The sequence below is a fragment of the Marinobacter sp. 1_MG-2023 genome, from assembly GCF_030549045.1.
Taxonomy (GTDB): Bacteria; Pseudomonadota; Gammaproteobacteria; order Pseudomonadales; family Oleiphilaceae; genus Marinobacter.
Genome location: NZ_JAUOST010000001.1, coordinates 237,953 through 255,832 on the forward strand (window position 1 = coordinate 237,953; position 17,880 = coordinate 255,832).

General features: G+C 54.8%; 13 protein-coding genes. 8 read left to right on the top strand and 5 right to left on the bottom strand.

Annotated features, from left to right (window positions below):
* Positions 1-51: 51 nt before the first annotated feature.
* From Q4606_RS01130 to Q4606_RS01145, 4 genes are all read right to left on the bottom strand, one after another.
* A complete protein-coding gene (locus tag Q4606_RS01130; protein WP_303594739.1) occupies positions 52-606 on the bottom strand; it encodes an aminoacyl-tRNA deacylase in 555 nt (184 codons plus the stop codon).
* Positions 607-777: 171 nt separating this feature from the next.
* Positions 778-1,611 carry a mechanosensitive ion channel family protein gene (locus tag Q4606_RS01135; RefSeq protein WP_303594737.1) on the bottom strand — a complete coding sequence of 278 codons (834 nt, stop codon included), beginning with the start codon at positions 1,609-1,611 and terminating at the stop codon, positions 778-780.
* A gap of 96 nt (positions 1,612-1,707) precedes the next feature.
* Entirely contained in the window at positions 1,708-2,814 is a 1,107-nt protein-coding gene (gene mnmH, locus Q4606_RS01140; RefSeq protein WP_303606416.1) for a tRNA 2-selenouridine(34) synthase MnmH, read from the bottom strand.
* A gap of 505 nt (positions 2,815-3,319) precedes the next feature.
* Entirely contained in the window at positions 3,320-3,724 is a 405-nt protein-coding gene (locus Q4606_RS01145; RefSeq protein ID WP_303594733.1) for a VanZ family protein, read from the bottom strand.
* A gap of 97 nt (positions 3,725-3,821) precedes the next feature.
* On the opposite strand from Q4606_RS01145, the gene cysZ reads away from it, so the two are divergent.
* The 7 genes from cysZ to Q4606_RS01180 all read left to right on the top strand — a co-directional run bounded on the left by cysZ (position 3,822) and on the right by Q4606_RS01180 (position 13,640).
* Positions 3,822-4,571, top strand: a complete 750-nt coding sequence (cysZ, locus tag Q4606_RS01150) for a sulfate transporter CysZ (protein ID WP_303606417.1) — start codon at positions 3,822-3,824, stop codon at positions 4,569-4,571.
* Positions 4,572-4,587: 16 nt separating this feature from the next.
* Positions 4,588-7,488 carry an RNA polymerase-associated protein RapA gene (gene rapA / locus Q4606_RS01155; protein WP_303606418.1) on the top strand — a complete coding sequence of 967 codons (2,901 nt, stop codon included), beginning with the start codon at positions 4,588-4,590 and terminating at the stop codon, positions 7,486-7,488.
* A 125-nt stretch (positions 7,489-7,613) separates the two neighbouring features.
* Positions 7,614-10,064 carry an acyl-CoA dehydrogenase gene (locus tag Q4606_RS01160; RefSeq protein WP_303606419.1) on the top strand — a complete coding sequence of 817 codons (2,451 nt, stop codon included), beginning with the start codon at positions 7,614-7,616 and terminating at the stop codon, positions 10,062-10,064.
* Between the two features lie 18 nt (positions 10,065-10,082).
* Positions 10,083-10,463, top strand: coding sequence for a fluoride efflux transporter CrcB (gene crcB, locus Q4606_RS01165; protein ID WP_303594726.1), 381 nt, complete (start codon positions 10,083-10,085; stop codon positions 10,461-10,463).
* Positions 10,464-10,699: 236 nt separating this feature from the next.
* Complete coding sequence (locus tag Q4606_RS01170) at positions 10,700-10,906, top strand: cold-shock protein (protein WP_071265711.1); 207 nt, start codon at positions 10,700-10,702, stop codon at positions 10,904-10,906.
* Positions 10,907-11,056: 150 nt separating this feature from the next.
* Positions 11,057-11,632, top strand: coding sequence for a glutathione S-transferase N-terminal domain-containing protein (locus tag Q4606_RS01175; protein ID WP_303594722.1), 576 nt, complete (start codon positions 11,057-11,059; stop codon positions 11,630-11,632).
* Between the two features lie 265 nt (positions 11,633-11,897).
* Positions 11,898-13,640 (top strand): alkaline phosphatase, encoded by a 1,743-nt coding sequence (locus tag Q4606_RS01180; RefSeq protein WP_303606420.1) that lies wholly within the window; start codon positions 11,898-11,900, stop codon positions 13,638-13,640.
* 3 nt (positions 13,641-13,643) lie between these two features.
* Here Q4606_RS01180 and Q4606_RS01185 read toward each other — a convergent pair whose 3' ends face one another.
* Entirely contained in the window at positions 13,644-16,043 is a 2,400-nt protein-coding gene (locus Q4606_RS01185) for a xylulose 5-phosphate 3-epimerase (RefSeq protein ID WP_303606421.1), read from the bottom strand.
* Positions 16,044-16,174: 131 nt separating this feature from the next.
* On the opposite strand from Q4606_RS01185, the gene ilvD reads away from it, so the two are divergent.
* On the top strand, positions 16,175-17,851 hold the full coding sequence (gene ilvD / locus Q4606_RS01190) for a dihydroxy-acid dehydratase (RefSeq protein ID WP_303606422.1): 1,677 nt from the start codon (positions 16,175-16,177) through the stop codon (positions 17,849-17,851).
* The last annotated feature ends 29 nt before the right edge of the window (positions 17,852-17,880 follow it).

Genomic DNA, 17,880 nt, shown 5'->3' on the forward strand with positions numbered 1-17,880 from the left:
CTCGAATTCAGCATTTGATTGCCAAAATAATGTACCCGATAAAAAGCGCCATCAACCCGCCATGCCAGACACCTGATGCTCTGACGCTTCCCCTGGCTGGTGACGGCCTTTCCGCAGCCAAGCCGGTTTTTGGGCGCCGGGCTTGATGAAGCCCCGGTTGAGCACCATGGGCTGAACCAGGTTGAGGAAATCCCGGGTTTTCATATGCAGGGTTTCAGTATGACTCCCGGCGGCGAAGGCAAGTTCAGGCTGTTCTGTCAGGGACTCGGCGCAGTATACGGTCATACCGAACAGGTTGCCGAACGGTGGCATGGCGCCGACTTCGCAGTCTGGAAAGCGATCCTGAAACGTCTGTTCATCGGCAAGATCGACGAAGTCCGTGTCTAGAATGCGGGAAAGACTTTTCCACCGAACACGGAAGGTTGCCGGCATGACCAGCATGGCCATCTTCCCATCGAGTTCGATAATGACGGTTTTAACGACCTTGTCACCCGCAATTTTCACGTGGCGAGCAAGTTCCTGAGCGGTGAACGCGGGAGGGTGAGTGAGGCACATGTATTCAACATTTGCCTCATCAAGAAACTCTTTCAACTGCTGTATCGGCATAGAGACAGCCTCCTACCAGCAATGACAGCGATCCGGAGCGGTGATAAAGACCTCACTCTGTTCCGGCGATGGCCTGACGGGGCCATTTGGCCCCGTCATTAATGGTCAGCTTAGCTGAGGTTGTGCAGTTTGCGAGTAACGGGTTGTATCTAAGAGATACGGATTACTAATTCACTCGGTTTTGTACATGTGTACGTCGCGTTGGGGGAAGGGAATAGAGATACCTTCCGCGTCAAACGCCTTTTTCACGCGTTCCTGCATATCCCAGTTGAACGGCCACAAGTCGCCGGCCTTGGTCCAGGCACGTACAGTCAGATTTACTGAGCTATCGCCCAGGCTGCCAACAACCACGATGGGAGCCGGATCTTTCAAAGCGCGCTCGTCTTCAGAGATCAGTCGCATGACGATGGATTTGGCTTTGTCGATATCATCGCCGTAGCCGATGCCAAAAGACATATCGCAGCGACGAGTGTCATAGACGCTCATGTTGGTCAGGCTGGAGTTTGACAGCTGGCCGTTGGGGATAACGACGCGGCGGTTATCAAAGGTGTCGACAATCGTGTAAAGAATGCTGATTTCACGCACAGAGCCCAGGAAGCCCTGAGCTTCGATCACATCCCCTACTTTAAACGGCTTGAAGAGCAGGATCAGTACTCCGCCGGCAAAGTTGCCAAGGCTGCCTTGCAATGCCAGACCAACAGCCAGACCTGCGGCACCGATAATAGCAACGAAGGAGGTGGTCGCAATGCCGACCATGGATGCAACAGAGACAAGTAGCAGGATTTTCAGAATGGCGCTGAGAAGTCCACATAAAAACTTGTTCAGCGTAGGGTCTTTTTTACCAAGTCTCGAGTCCAGCATTTTTACAAAGCGATTGATCAGCCACATGCCGATAATCAGCGTGACAATAGCCAGCAAAACTTTTGGAGCATAGGTCATGACCAGCGCGATAGCCTGGTCCATGTATTCAGCAGCGCGCCCGTCAGAGCTTAGTAGATCTTCCATATTAGGGGGTTCCTTGTCGATTCTGTTTTTTTAACATTCGTCATTAATATAACCCCGGATGGGGTCAGAGGTATTACAGGTTCTATATACCAAACATTACGGTCGGGGTACATCAGAGTTAGCCCACTCGATGATTGCATCTGCGCCGCCACGGACAAGTACCTGCCCCCGTTTCTGGCTGAGCTGATAGTCATACATCGGGTCGTAATAGTCTTGAAGGAGAGGCTGAATCCAGTCGTCGTGGCCGTGAACATAGCCACGGCTTTCCTGTTGTGCCAGGGCCTGTTCCATAACACTGCGCAGCCGGGCATGGCGCTCGCCACCGAGGCGCTTGCTTATGCGGTCGAGCGCACCCAGAAGGTAGTCGCGAAAATTGAGCCAACCGGCTTCTTCGCCATCGCGGCTCACGTAATCGGCCGACATGGCCTCCACGTAGTCTTCCCGGATAATGCGGGTACGGTCTTCCAGCGACCTTTCGAGAATAAGCAGGGGAGCACGATTTATACGCTCTTTCAGGGCCTCCGGCATAGCGCAGCGGCCAACCAGGCGGCTCTCATCTTCCAGATAAACCGATCCTTCTTTTAAGTGGCGCGCTTTCAGCACGGCCACCGCGAGGCGGTTTTCAAAATCAATCTGTGATGGCTGGGGTGTAACTTGCCGGCCGAAGCTGGAACCCCGGTGATTGGCCAACCCTTCGAGGTCCACCGGGTTTGGAAGCCGTTGCAAAACGCGGGTTTTTCCTGTGCCTGTGCGCCCACTGATCACTCTGAAATCGCTGGACTCAACAAGGTTCTCAAGGCTGTCTATCAGGAAACGGCGTAGTGCTTTGTAACCGCCTTTGATGAGGGGGAAGTCAATGCCCGCTTCCCGGATCCACTGCTGGGTGAGCCTGGAACGTAAGCCGCCGCGAAAGCAAAAAAGGTAGCCGTCGGGGTGGCGCGCGATAAACCGCTTCCAGGCTTCAATACGCTGGGCCTTGATATCACCTGAAACCAGTTGGTGTCCCAGTCGGATGGCTTCGGCCTGACCTTTTTCCTTGTAACAGATGCCTATCCGGTGCCGCTCTTCGTCACTCATCAGTGGCGCATTTGCAGCAGTCGGGAAGCTTCCCCTGGCGAACTCGACAGGCGCCCGTACATCCATCAGCGGTGTATTGTTCAGGAACAGGGACAAGAAGTTGTCGGTATCGGGTCTGCTTGCCATTTCAAGGCTCGATCGCTTGCCAGAGTGAGGCAGCAGTATAACGGATGTGACGATTTCCTGCTTTTCCGAACCGAGCTTTTAGGGATATTGAAGCATAAAAAAAGGGCAACCATGAGGATACCCTTTACCGAAAGAGGTCGGCGCATCCATGCGCTGAGTGCAACAGCCGTGTTGCGAGTCCTTGTGCCACTCCGTGGTGCCGGCTTCCGAGCCAGCGGTCCGAATAGTTATCCCTTAAGCCTGGTGTCCCTGTTTCCCTGCTTCTCCCAACAATCCGTGCCGGGGTGCATCCAGTGCATCATCCTTTCCCTGTCATCCTTGACGAGATCACTATACCAACTGGTGGCAGGGAAACCTGTGAGTTTTGCACGTTCATGTTGTCCGCCTTCCTGTCTCAGAAATCTCAGGCTTTACATATCATAGGGTTACCAAATTGTCAGGTAAGGGTAAGACTGGTTGCGTACGCAAACACGTGGCATGCTCTTACACGAGTGTGCGAGATATCTCACACGGATTTGGGTGAATCTCTCAAGTCCCTTTTGTCAGCTTTGCGTAGGCCTGGCCAGGGAAGCAGCCCGATCACTATTCCCACACCGTCGGCAGCGACATCTGCCATTGAGAAGTCTCTGTAGGGCAGGTTGGCTTGTACGCCTTCAATGGCTAGCCCGAAAGCCAGTAACACCGGTGCGTACCAGATAGCACGAAGCTCCGGCCATGCCAGTCGCGTAACAATTGTGAGCTCAAAGAAAGCGATCAGGTGATTCACTTTGTCACTGGGCGCCGAGGGAATTGGATAGCTGTTGCTTGTGGTTGCCAGAAAGCCAATCGCGATGACTGATAGCAGCAGAGCAAATCGCCACAGCGGCCGGAAGTTCAGCAGGATTATCAGTTGGTGTCTCAGTGTTGCCATTGGTGAAATCCGTCAGAGTTCTCTGGCTGTGTGAAGGTTTTCAACATGATATGCTTTGCGCCCCGTCACTGTCATTGAAGTCGAGGGCTAATCAGCGATGCTCAGAGGTAATTTTTTTCGTGGACTGGGCTATCTGGGTGAGGGCTTCAGCCTCATACGCCAGCCCGGCCTGCGCCTGTTTGTTATGATTCCGCTTGTGATTAACGTCCTGCTTTTCGGGCTGCTGTTCTATTTTCTGGGTGAGCTCTTTAGTGCTTTGATTGTTGCAGCAATGGCTTGGCTGCCCGATTGGGCCTGGCTGCAGGCGCTGGACTGGCTGTTCTGGATTTTATACGGAGCAGTAATCCTGCTGATGCTCGCTTACGGTTTTGTGATCGTAGCCAACCTGATTGGTTCCCCGTTTTATGGTTACCTGGCGGAGTTGACTGAAAAGCACCTCACCGGGCAGGAGGTCAGCACTGATGGTGGCTGGGCCGAGATCATGAAAGATATTCCCCGGTCACTCTGGCGCGAAGTGCAGAAAATCGGCTATTACCTGCCGCGGGCCATCGGGTTGTTTATTATCGGTTTGATCCCGGTGGTCAACCTGGTTGCGGCTGTGCTGTGGTTTCTGTTTAACAGTTGGATGATGGCGCTGCAATATGTTGATTACCCCGCAGACAATCACAAAGTAAGTTTCAAATCGCTACGCCAGTTACTTGCCGAAACCCGTTTGTCTGCGATGGGTTTCGGATTGCCGGTGGCGTTGGGAGCCATGGTGCCGGTTCTGAATCTTATCGTGGTCCCCGCTGCCGTTTGCGGTGCGACTGCCTATTGGGTACGCGAAAACGGCGCAACACGAAATTAATGAGTCGGGAGGCTTTTTGGACGCATCGGAATTTGTTATTGGACAGCGTTGGGTAAGTCACAGTGATACGGCGCTGGGGCTGGGCATTGTCACAGAGATTTCTGGTCGTCGGGTGACCCTGGGGTTTCCTGCTGCTGACGAAGAGCGTACTTACGCCATCGATAATGCGCCGCTGTCTCGCATTGTCTATCAGATAGGCGAAGAAATTGAGACTTTCGATGGCTCAAGATTTCTGGTTCGCGCAGTGGAGGATGTCGGTGGCGTATTGCTGTACCACGCGGACAGATTTGCGGATGATGGCAGCGCAGCTGAAGACGAGCGGTCTGAAGCAGGCATGGAACAGGTTTCCGAGGTAAAGCTCGCTGGTTCTGTCAATTTTTCAGCCCCTCATCAACGTCTGTTCGCCGGCCAATTTGATCGAAATGGCGCTTTTCGTCTGCGGTTTGCGACGTTGCAACACATGGATCGGTTGCGGGCTTCACCTGCCCGAGGCCTGATAGGTGCCCGCACACAGCACTTACAGCACCAAATCTATATTGCACACGAAGTAGCGAAGCGTCACGCGCCACGAGTACTTCTGGCGGATGAAGTTGGATTGGGTAAAACCATTGAAGCGGGCCTTATTCTGCATTATCAGTTGCAGACTGGCCGGGCCCGGCGAGCCTTGATTGTGGTGCCTGATTCGCTGATTCATCAATGGCTTGTGGAAATGCTGCGGCGCTTTAATCTGCGCTTTTCCATTATCGATCAAAGTCGCTACGACGCTATCGAAGAAAGCGAAGATGATGTCGATGCTTTGGTTAACCATATCTTTGGAGGCGGGTCTTCCGTCAATCCCTTCGAAAGTGAGCAGCTGGTGCTGTGCAGTCTCGACTTCCTGGTAAACAGTCAAAAGGCGAGCAAAGACGCCCTGGCAGCAGGTTGGGACCTGATGATAGTGGATGAGGCGCATCACCTGGCCTGGAGCCCTGAAAGCGTTAGCCCTGAATACAAGATAGTGGAAGAGCTTTCGTCTGCCAGTGAAGGCCTGTTATTGCTGACAGCAACGCCAGAGCAGGTAGGTGTTGCCAGCCACTTTGCCCGGCTTCGCCTGCTAGATCCGGCACGTTTTCACGACTTGGGGGCATTTCAGCAGGAAGAGCAGCAGTACGAAGCGATTAACAGTGTCGTGCGGCGCTTGCAGGACGAAAAATCGGATATCGATGAAGCTGATCGCAAGGATCTGGAAGCCTGGTTGGGTGACGAGCTGGCGCACTTGCTGGAAGGCGATTCGCCGCGAGAGGCTATCATCGATGCTCTACTTGACCGCCATGGTACAGGGCGGGTTTTGTTCCGAAACACCCGTGCCGCAATACAGGGCTTCCCTGAACGCCGTGTTAATGCGGTTCCACTGGAGTGCCCTGCCATGTATCAGGGCCAGGAATTTGGTTATCCGGGGTTGTCCCCGGAGCATCTTGTACCCGAAGAACAATGGCTGGCAGATGACCCCAGAGTCGTCTGGCTGGAGAAAAAGCTGGCGGGTCTGCGCCCCGCTAAAGTTGTGGTCATCTGTGCCATGGCTGAAACTGCGATGGCGCTGGAGCATTATCTGCAGCTGCGGGCCGGTATTCGCAGTGCGGCTTTCCATGAACATCTGAGCCTTGTGGAGCGTGATCGCGCCGCAGCGTATTTTGCCGACGATGAACAGGGCGCGCAGGCGCTGATCTGCTCTGAGATTGGCAGTGAAGGTCGGAACTTCCAGTTTGCTCATCATCTGGTACTGTTTGATTTGCCCGCAAACCCGGATTTGCTTGAGCAACGCATCGGGCGTCTTGACCGTATTGGCCAGACTGAAACAATCGATATTCATGTTCCCTATCTTCAGAACACGTCGCAGGAGGTTCAGTATCGCTGGTTCCATGAGGGCCTGAATGCATTTTCTGAAAGCTGTGCCGTCGGCGTAGCGGTGCAGGAAAAAGTCAGTGAGGCGTGGAAGCTTGCAGTTGAAGGTGAATATTCGGTCCTCGATAGCCTTGTTGAAACCTCGGCAGCTGAAACCAGCCGTCTGAAAACGCTGCTACAGAACGGCCGGGATGCGCTGATTGAGCTCAATTCCTGTCGTCGCGATATAGCCGATACGCTGATCGCCGGTATTGAACAGGAAGAAGGCTCCGTGCAGGTACGCGATTACATGATGGAAGCTTTCGATATTCTTGGGGTAGAGGTAGAAGATCACTCTGACTATGCCGACATCCTGCGTCCCGGAGAGCAATATGAAGCCGGTCATGTAGCTGAGCTGCCGGAAGACGGCATAACCGTTACCTGGGACCGACAGCACGCACTGGAGCGTGAGGACATTGCGTTCATGAGCTGGGAACATCCGATGGTAACCGGCGTGATGGACTCGGTAACCAGCTCAGGGTTAGGTAAGGCGGCACTGGCCAGTTTGTCGGTCAAGGCCCTGCCGCCGGGCACTCTGCTGATGGAGGCGCTATTTACTGTCCATTGCCCGGCCCCGGAAGCCCTACAATTGACTCGATATTTGCCGGTTTCGCCTTTGCGGTTGTTGGTCGATGTGAACGGTAAAGAGCTTTCCGCAGCACTGCCCCATGATCGCCTGAACGATCTCTGTTCAAACATCCGCCGGCGCACAGCCCAGGCGGTTGTCCCGCAGATCCGGCCGCAGGTCGAAACCATGGTGGATCATGTGGAGCGCCTGTCTGAGCCGCACCTCGAGCCTATGAAACAGAAGGCATTGGAGCAGTTGGAGGCAAACTTTGAGCCGGAAATTCGCAGGCTGGAAGCCCTGAAAAAAGTAAATCCGGCGATTCGTGAAGATGAAATTGACTACTTCCGGAAGCAGCTGGATGCCGGCCGTGAGGCAATCGGCCGCGCCAGCCTGGCACTGGAGGGTATCCGGGTTATTGTCACGGCCTGAGAATGCGCATTCTGTGAAACGGTTAACCATTGGACACTGCTGTGCCTGCTGGCCAGTAATCATCTGATGAGATACCGTAAACGTAAGTATTTGTAGTCTTAAACCATGGATGACATAGAGAGCTTATGATGACTTTTATCCTGTTTCTGGTGGCGCTGGCAGCTTTGCTGATTGTCATGCGGCGTGAATCCGGCGCCAAGCCGGCTATTGGTGTGATGGTCGTGGTCGGCTTGCTGTCGATGATCTTTGCATCCGGATGGCTGGCCCTGATTCTCTTTATTGGCGCTGCCGTTACGGCGGCGGCAGGATTGCCGGGGCTACGCCAGAACTGGCTCACGCCACGCGTTTTTGCCATGTTCAAGAAGGTTGCGCCCAAGGTGTCCGATACCGAGAAGGTCGCACTTGAAGCGGGGACTGTGGGTTGGGACGGTGAACTTTTTACCGGCAGGCCTGACTGGCACAACCTGCTCATTAACCGTCATACAGGTCTGAATGAAGAAGAGCAGGCTTTCGTGGATAACCAGTGCGTCCAGGCCATCTCTATGTGTGATGCCTGGGATATCGCTGTCGAACGCGCCGATCTGCCCAAAGAGCTTTGGGATTTTCTCAAGAAAGAGAAGTTCTTCGGGATGATTATCCCGAAAGAGTATGGTGGGCTGGGCTTCTCCGCCAAGGCTCAGACTGCGGTATTGCAGAAGATTGCAGCCAATGAAATGCTCATGGTTTCAGTAGGCGTGCCCAACTCCCTCGGTCCCGGTGAGTTGCTGCTCAAATATGGTACTGATGAGCAAAAGGATCACTACTTGCCGCGCCTGGCCGATGGTCGGGAAATACCCTGTTTTGGACTTACTGGCCCCCGTGCTGGCTCGGATGCCACCTCGCTCCCGGATACCGGCATTGTGTGCAAGCGGGAAATAGACGGCAAAGAAGTTCTTGGTATCAAACTCGATTTTGAAAAACGCTGGATTACGCTTGCGCCTATCGCAACCGTGGTTGGCCTGGCATTCCGCATGTTCGACCCGGACGGCCTGCTGGGTGAGACCGAAGACTATGGTATTACCTGTGCGCTCATACCTCGTGACACCAAGGGCATGGAAATTGGCCGCCGTCATTGCCCGATAGGTAGCCCTTTCCTGAACGGCCCGATTATTGGTAAAGATGTGTTCATACCGCTGGATTATATTATCGGCGGTCTGGAAATGGCCGGTCAGGGTTGGCGCATGCTGGTTGAGTGCCTCTCGGTCGGCCGCTGCATCACGCTGCCTTCGGGTGCGGCGGGCTCGGCTGCCTACTCTGTGGGCACAGCGGGTGGTTTCACTCGCATCCGCCGCCAGTTCAATACGCCGGTAGCCGACATGGAAGGTGTGCAGGATCCACTGGCCCGTATTGCGGCGAAAACATATATTGCCCAGTCGGCCGTTAACCACACTGCAAATATGATCGACAAGGGTGAAAAACCTGCTGTGCCTTCGGCGATCCTCAAGTATCACCTGACCGAGATGCAGCGTGAGATTCTCACCGATGCCATGGACGTTCACGGCGGTAAAACGGTGACCCTTGGTCCTCGCAACTATCTGGGTATTGGTTATAGTGGCTCGGCTGTATCGATTACGGTGGAAGGTGCCAACATCATGACCCGCAGCCTGATGATATTCGGTCAGGGTGCCATTCGCTGTCATCCATACGTGCTCAAAGAGTTGGCTGCGAAAGATAACGACGACATTCACGCATTCGACGATGCCTTCTTTGGTCACGCTGGTCTGATTTTTGGCAATGCCGCCCGTGCTTTCACCCAGGCGCTTGGTCTTGGCCGTGCAGACGTACCCTTTGACAGCGCCAGCCGCAAATACGCCCAGGCGATTGCGCGTTTCAGTGCAGCTTTCGGCCTGTGCTCGGATGCGGCCATGACGACGCTTGGCAGCGAGTTGAAAATGCGTGAGCTGATATCTGCTCGCCTCGGCGATATGTTGTCGAACTTGTATCTGGCCTCCATGGTGCTTAAAAACTGGCACGAAACTCAGCCCGTAGAAGGTGAAAAAGAGGTGATGCAGTACAGCCTTGGCTTGTTGCTGCATCGCACGGAAGAGGCCCTGGACGCTTTGCTCCAGAATCTGCCTAATCGTGCTGTAGCGGTGGTTTTGCGAGCCGTCACCCTGCCAATCGGCCGGAGCTGGGGTAACCCTCATGACGATCAGGCGCGCAAACTTGCGCGACTGATTTCGACCGATACGCCCATTCGTCACAAGCTGCTTGCCAGCACCTGGACGACTGAAGGCGAGGGTTCTGTGCACAATCCGGTCGCCTCGTATAACGGATTGCTGAAGGACTATGACAAGGCAGAGCAGCTTTATCGGAAGGCGACAAAGGCCTATGCGAAAGGTGAGCTGCCTATGACAGCCCTGCACCCGGAAGAGCGTTTTGAGGCGGCTTTGGGAGCCGGTATCTATACCGCCGAAGAGGCTGAGTTCATGCGCAATTATGAGGCTGTGGTACTGGAAATGCTCAGTGTGGACGACTTCCCGTTCGATGAGTTTGCGCGAAACAAGGAAACCGTGATTGACCATAATCCCGCGTAACCGAAAAAGCCGCTGAACATGTGGTTATCGCTGCTTGCCGTCAGTACAGGTGCCGTCGTTGGCGCCAATCTGCGCTGGTTTCTGGGGTTGTGGCTCAACTCCAGTTACCACGTGATTCCTCTTGGAACCCTCGTGGCCAACCTCGGTGGGGGTTGGCTTGTTGGATTGCTGATTGGCTACTTCAGTCATGGCAGTGCACTGGCACCTGAGTGGCGGTTGTTTGCAATTACCGGGCTCTGTGGTGCCCTGACAACGTTTTCGACGTTTTCCCTGGAGATGTTTTCAGCCATTCAGGAGGGTAAATGGGCGATGGCAATAGCTGGCATCCTTGTTCATGTTATTGGTTCAATTCTTATGACAGCACTGGGTATTTACACCTTTAGTCTGATTAGAGGCTGATTCGTACCACTACCTACAGGATTTATTTCAAATCTACTTGGCAAGCCCGTTATTCAGGAGTAGAGTTAGTTGTGAAGGAAAGATTCAGCAAAGCATTTCATGAATAAGACGTACTCCGCAGTTAGTAGTGACCGTCCTGTTTTTGATTCCGCGAGTTCTGTATTTCCGTAAAACGCTGACCGGCCACATTCAGTGAATGGCAGCAGATAATATGATTGATTTCAGGAAGTTTAAGTATGTCTACTACTACCGGTACTGTTAAGTTCTTCAACGAAGCAAAAGGCTTTGGCTTTATCACTCGTGAAGGCGGCCCGGACGTTTTTGTTCATTACAGCGCTATTCAGGGCAGCGGTTTCAAAACTCTGGCAGAAGGCCAGCAAGTTGAGTTCACCGTTACCCAGGGCCAGAAAGGTCCTCAGGCGGAGAACGTTACTCCTCTCTAATCCCGTTCGGATAGAGTAGTAACCGCCAAAAAGGCAGCTTCGGCTGCCTTTTTTCGTTGTGAAAGTCCGGTTATTTTCTGCGCCGGGGCTTTGATGTGGTACATTTCAGCCGGACACCGAGTATTACTGGGTTACATAACCGGAGAGCTTATGAAGCTGATTGGATCAACTACCTCGCCCTACGTTCGGCGTATCCGCATTCTTCTGGACGAGGAGCGTTACGAATTCGTCAATTTGGATATCTACGGCGCAGACCGAGACGAAATCAGGCGTAGCAATCCGGCGCTGAAAATACCGGTGCTTGAAAGTGATGGTCAGGAAATTTATGACTCGCGGATTATCTCCCGTTATATCAGTGCCAAGCAGGGGCGGGATCCTCTCACCTGGGATCAGCAAAACCAGCTCACCCTGATTGACGGCGCTAACGATTCAGCTGTTATCCTGCTACTGGCAAAACGTTCCGGGTTGGATGTAGATGCCGCGGGCGTGATGCTTTTTGATTTGCAGCGTGAGCGCATTATGACCACCATGCGCACCCTGGCCGCCCAGGTGGAAGACGGGCAGTTCGAGCAGTGGAACTATCCCGCAATGTGTCTTTATTGTCTGGTGGACTGGCTCGATTTTCGCGATCTGGTGGATTTCACTGGTATTGAAAGCCTTCTGGCGTTCCGCGACAGCCGGAAAACAAATCCCTGGGTTGCTGAAACAGACCCTCGCCAGTCGTAAGCGCGATACATTGAAAGGTACCCGGCGTTCCGGGTACTTTTCTCTGCGGTGTGATTTCCAGTCACCCTTTCCTGCAAACTTATCTTCCTCTGAGTTCCCCCTTGCCTGACAGCTTATCTGTCGCAATTTGACATGGCATTGTCGCAATTTGGCAATGCGTTATTCATCTTGCCGGACTAGTTTCTATGCAGGCGCCGTAGAGGCGAACGTCTTTATGTTTCGGGCAATTACCGCCCGGTATCGGGAATTCACAGGGAAAATAAGAATGAAAAGACTGACGAGGCGGGACTTTCTGAAAGCATCTGCGATGGGTATGGGGGCTGTGGTTGTCTCTACTGGATTGGCAGGCTGTATATTGGATAGTGATGACAAGCGCTCCACCGTGTTTACCCATGGTGTTGCCAGTGGTGATCCCTTGGCAGACGGAGTGGTTCTGTGGACGCGAGTCGTGCCAGATAAAGATCTCGAAAAAGCCGTGAATGTGGCCTGGGAAGTAGCGACTGACAGAGGTTTTGAAAACCTGGTGCATTCGGGTGCTGCAGAGGCCCGGCAGGCCCACGATTTCACGGTAAAAATAGATGTTCGCCGCCTTTCCCCGGGCCAGACTTACTACTATCGCTTCCATACTTCCGACAGTGAGTCTTCCGTCGGCACGACCCTGACCTTGCCCGAAGGTGCCGTAGATTCGGTTCGGCTGGCTGTTGTCTCCTGTGCGAATTACCCGGCTGGTTACTTCAACGTCTATCGGGAAATCAGCAAGCGCGACGACCTGGATGCAGTTGTTCATCTGGGTGACTATATCTATGAATACAGCAGTGAGGCGGGCAGTTATGCCGCTGCAGATGCCGCTGCGCTGGGGCGCACATTCCCGACTGACAACAACCTTGAACTAATCAGACTTGACGACTATCGGCGCCGCTACGGTATCTACAGGGGCGATAGTGATCTTCAGACCCTGCACAGCAAGGTGCCGTTTATTGTGGTCTGGGATGACCATGAGGTGGCCAACGATGCCTGGGAAAATGGCGCCAACAACCACAATGCCGGTGAAGGGGATTACGGTACGCGTAAGCTTGAGGCATTGCAGGCGTACTTTGAATGGATGCCAATCCGTCCGGTGATTGAGGGCAACGACGAAGCCATTTTCCGCACTTTCCAGTTTGGCGATCTGGTCGCCCTGCATATGTTGGACACCCGCCATATGGGCCGGGATAAGCAGCTGGACTATCAGGACTATTTCACGGCCACCGGGTTGGATCAGGCCCGGTTTATAGCGGATGTCGGGAGCACGAACCGCACCTTGCTAGGTGCGGACCAGCTGCTCTGGCTGCAAGCCTCAATGGGGTATTCCACCGCCACCTGGCAAGTCTTGGGGCAGCAGATACTGATGGGGCGAATGAACCTGCCTGCGGAGTTACTCGTCAAAATTGCAACTGAGGAGTTTGATGGTTTACCCCAGCAACTGGGGGAGCTTGCACAGCTCAAGGGTCGAAAACTAATGGGTGATCTCACACTCACAGATGAAGAGTTGGCGCGAATTGAGACTGTTGCGCCCTATAATCTCGATGCGTGGGACGGCTATCAGTATGAGCGCGAAGTGGTGCTGGGCACTGTAAAGCAGTTGAACAAAAACCTTGTGGTACTGGCGGGCGACACCCATAACGCCTGGGCTAATAACCTGAAAGATATTAACGGCGACCAGATTGGTGTCGAGTTCGCAGCAGCATCGGTTTCTTCGCCGGGTCTTGAAGAGTACCTTGAGCTGCCAGAGAGCCAGATTACTGGCGCCGAGCAGGGGATTGGCCTGCTGGTGGACGACCTGGATTATCTTAACATCAACCAGCGTGGTTATATGGTTGTGACATTCACAGCCCAGGAAGCCCGTGCAGACTGGTACTTCGTCGACACCATCAAATCTCGTGACTACGCCTTAGACACAACACGCAGTGCAAGCCGACTGGTTCGGCCCGGTGCCGGCAACCGGCGGGTGGAGCCGGTTGCCGGCTGAGCCTCAGGACAAGCCGCGTGTGATCAGAGCCGGGTCGCCGCGGCCTTCCACTGCGGCCAGCTCTGCACTGGACAGCCACTCGCCGGGTGGCTTGTTCAGAACGCTGGCGCAGGCTGCCAGGGTGTGGCCCCAGGAGCAGCGGTTCGCAAATAACATCCCGGCTTCGTTCAATGTGCCGCCCCGGTTGATATAGCCCAGCACCCGGCTGTGCCCCGGATCCGGAAATAGCGGGTGAAGGTGCCCGCGGAATACTTCGGGTCGCATATGAGTCAGTGCTACCCTCCGGTGCAATCGACTCGGTAGCAGGCGCTCCCGCTCAATCTCCGACATGCAGCTTTCTGCTTCCAGGGAGTCCCTTGGCTCGCGGAAGCGCCCCGGTTCCTGCACATACACCAGGCGGAAAGACGCGCCGGTTTCACGCAGGCGATCGCAGGCGCGAATGGCTTCGGATAGCTGATAGGCGCCATTGGCGATCAAGAGTATCGGTTCTCCGCCCGAGGTGTCTTCATCCACAACCAGTGCGCCGTGCCGGGCAAGTGCTTCTGCTTCCGGAACATCAAAAACGCAAGGTCGCTCCCGCTTCGGAATCACCATGCAGCTGATTTTGCCTCGCCCCGAAAAGACTGACGGAAGAACCGCAAGAGCGCTGTTGTAATCGGCAGGAAAGATGACCCGCGACACATCGCCCATTTCTCCTAGCAGGCTCTCACAGAAGCTGGTGTCCTGATGGGATTGCTCGTTCTTGCCATTCTCCCAGGTATGGGATGTGGCTATAACCGGCAGGCCCAGCCACCGAGCGGGCCGGCCAACGGCTTTCTGGTGCCGGGAGAAAATCAGTTCCTGCCGGATGGCGCCGAGCATTTTCACGCAGAAGGCTTCGTAACTGGCAACCAGGTTAATACCGGCTTTATTTGCAAGGCAGGCAGAAACAACGGACTCCTCATTCAGCACAGTGATGATCTTGCCTGTCACAGACTCTGAAGAGTTCTCCGGGTCGTTTACCCGGTGCTTCAGATCTTCCAGAACGCCGGTCAGTCGGTTGCTCGCAAGTTCATCAGGGTTGCCTACCCGGGCGCGGAGATCCGGATTTTGCTTGACCAGAGCCCGGAAAAAATCATCCACCGCGAGCATGGGAGAAACCTGGTCACGCCTTGGCGCTATCGCGGGAATAACAGGATCTGGTGGGTCGCGTCTTGCAAGAGGGTGATCCCGTTCTGGAGGTCGCCCCTGTTGTTGGTGTTCTTTCAGGCGCTGCACACTGTCTGCAAGTTCGTCCGGGGCTACCCAGAGTCGTGCAGCATGTTCACGAAACAGCTCCCGGGCACGAACATCCATGCGCGGGTTGCCCGGCAGTGGCAGGTTGTGAGCAGAGTTGAGGCCAGCTCCGTAAAAGCCGAAGCCTTTGACGGTTTCCGCGATGCCGTAGGGAATACGAACCGGATAGTTCAGTTCACCCTCGAGCGCCTGGCCGGCACGATACTCAAGTGAATGTTCCATCTCCGCGAGAGCGCAAACGAACGCAGCCGGATCGCGTCCGTCAAACCGGAAGGGGTCAAAGCCCCGGGCTGCCAGGTGCGCCTCGAACCGCTCAAGCCCTTCGCGGGTACCCAGCTCGGTGCGCTGCTCAATACGGCGACCGTTGGCGATCATCACGGGCGTGATCAGTCCACAGTCTTCCGCTCGCCACCAGCGAGGAACCCAGTCGCTGCCGCGTTGCTCTTCGGCGGCGCCGTCGGAAAGAAAGGCTACCAGCGACTCGCCTGGCAATGGCATGTGCGCGTACTGGAGTTCTGCAAAACCAAGATAGCCGCCTTCGATAATGCCGCCGGCGGTATAGGGGTTGACGTGGCTACCCAGTGGCGCGGCCATACTGCCATCCGGTTTTTGCTGGTAGCTGTAGAAATCGGCTACCATCCGGGACAGGCCGCCTGTGCCCGTATAGCGTTCGTGTTGTTCCGGGAGCAGGTTGCCGGTTAGCAGGTTCAGTGCATCGATAGCCGCTACGCAATGCCCCTGGCCCATCAACCAGCTCCGGGTCTGTCCGGTCAGGTTGTTGAGTGCCAGGTAAGCCGCATAGGCAGGTACCATGTTCAATGAACCGCCGGTATGGCCTTCAGGGTTGCACTTGAAATCCTTTGCCTCCAGCGGACTGCCGGAGGTGTCGACACGGTTTGCATAGGTCATGTGAACAACCAGCCACATGCCAGCACTGGTCAGCCGATCCAGATCTGCAAGCTTGCGATAGACGGTTGCCGTATTGGGTTGATGGCCGGCAGCGACAAGACGCGATGCGAGAATCTGTACATGGTCGCATGTAGTTTCGGTATGCTGGATTACGCCATACCCCTGACGCCACAATTCATACTCAGGGCAAGCCGCTGCTGGCGAAATGGGTGATGACATAGTGTGCCTCCACGGCTTGGTTATTTTGAACGAGTGTAAGACACGCGAACCTCATGCCTTTTGATGCAGGTCAGTCAGGCTGACTTCTGACAACAGCTGTGGTTTTGAACATTTATGACAAGGAGAGGCTCATGCCCGATAACAACCGCCGCCGTTACTCCTCCCCTGTGGTGGATGGTATTGGCAAGTCCGCCAGCCGGGCCATGCTCCGGGCTGTTGGTTTCACCGACGAAGATTTCCGCAAGCCCCAGATTGGCATTGCTTCGACCTGGAGTAACCTGACGCCCTGTAATATGCACATTCATGAGCTGGCAGAAGCGTCCTCTGCCGGTGCCGATGAGGCCGGCGGCAAGTCATTGATTTTTAATACCATCACCGTTTCCGATGGCATTGCCAATGGCACTCTGGGCATGAAGTACTCTCTGGTTTCGCGGGAGGTTATCGCAGATTCCATAGAAACCGTGGCAGGCTGCGAGGGGTTTGACGGGCTGGTTGCCATCGGGGGCTGCGACAAGAATATGCCCGGCTGCCTGATGGGACTCGCCAGACTGAATCGGCCATCAGTATTTGTGTATGGTGGTACGATAATGCCTGGTAAAAATCACACAGACATAGTTTCGGTGTTCGAGGCAGTGGGCGCCCACGCCCGCGGAGACCTTGAGCTGATTGATGTAAAACAGATTGAGGAAACAGCCATACCTGGCCCGGGTTCCTGTGGCGGCATGTACACGGCCAATACCATGGCGTCTGCGATTGAGGCCATGGGGATGAGCTTACCGGGGAGCTCGGCCCAAAATGCGGTATCTGATACCAAGACTGACGACTGCCGGGCCGCCGGTGCGGCGGTCCTGAATCTTCTGGATAAGGACATCAAGCCCTCGGATATCATGACTCGGAAGGCCTTTGAAAATGCCATAACGGTCGTGATCGCCCTGGGTGGCTCAACCAACGCGGTTCTGCATCTCCTGGCCATGGCCAGTACGGTTGATGTTGAGCTGAGCCTGGAGGACTTTGTTGATATCGGGAAGCGCGTGCCTGTGCTGGCAGACCTGCGACCGAGCGGGCATTACATGATGTCGGAGTTGGTGGCGATTGGTGGCATCCAGCCCCTGATGAAGATGCTTTTGCATAGGGGCTTGCTTCACGGGGATTGCCTGACGGTAACCGGGCAGACAATGGCGGAAAACCTTGAGCGCGTTGCGCCTTATTCTGAGGCGCAGGACATTATTCACGCGTTCGACAACCCCGTTAAGGCCGACAGTCATTTGCGCATACTCTACGGTAATCTCGCTCCAGAGGGGTCGGTTGCCAAGATTACAGGGAAGGAAGGCACCCACTTTTCCGGTCGCGCCAGAGTTTTTCATTCGGAAGAGGAAGCCCAGGCCCGAATTATGGACGGTACGGTCGTTGCCGGCGATGTGCTGGTAATTCGCTACGAGGGACCAAAAGGTGGTCCGGGTATGCGGGAGATGCTGACCCCGACGTCAGCGATTATGGGTAAAGGGCTTGGCAACGATGTGGCATTGATCACTGACGGCCGCTTTTCCGGCGGTAGCCACGGATTTGTGGTCGGCCACATTACGCCCGAAGCTGCCAGTGGTGGCCCCATTGCGCTGGTTGAGGATGGCGATACAATCACCATTGATGCGGTAGCCAACAGCATTGAGTTGGGTATATCAGCGCAGGAGTTTGAACGTCGGCGTGCCGCCTGGGTGGCACCCCAGCCACGCTTTGCCCGGGGCGTGCTGGCAAAATACGCCCGTACTGTAAGCTCTGCATCCACTGGTGCCGTTACCGATCTGCCCTGATGCCATTAAAATGGCTGGACAGAGTTCAA